At 78.9% G+C, this 242-nt stretch carries 1 protein-coding gene; it reads left to right on the forward strand.

Annotation, left to right across the window (positions count from 1 at the left end):
• Nucleotides 1–242 (forward strand): ATP-binding protein (locus FHN55_RS22600; protein ID WP_373995713.1); only part of this gene is annotated, 242 nt, incomplete at both ends.

Genomic DNA, 242 nt, shown 5'->3' on the forward strand with positions numbered 1-242 from the left:
CGGGCTCGTGGCCGCCGTGGAGTCGCTGGCCTCGCGCAGCGCCGTGCCCGCCGTGGTCCGGGCCGACGGTGTCGGGCAGCTGCCGGGAGGTGTGGAGCGCGCTGCGTACTTCGTGGTGGCCGAGGCGCTCACCAACGCCGCCAAGCACAGCGGGGCGCGCGCCGCGGTGGTCGACCTCGCGGTCCGGGCCGAGGCGGAGGGGCGCTGGCTCGTGGTGCGGGTGGAGGACGACGGCGCCGGCG

The organism is Streptomyces sp. NP160 (assembly GCF_006335115.1).
Classification (GTDB): Bacteria; Actinomycetota; Actinomycetes; order Actinomycetales; family Quadrisphaeraceae; genus Quadrisphaera.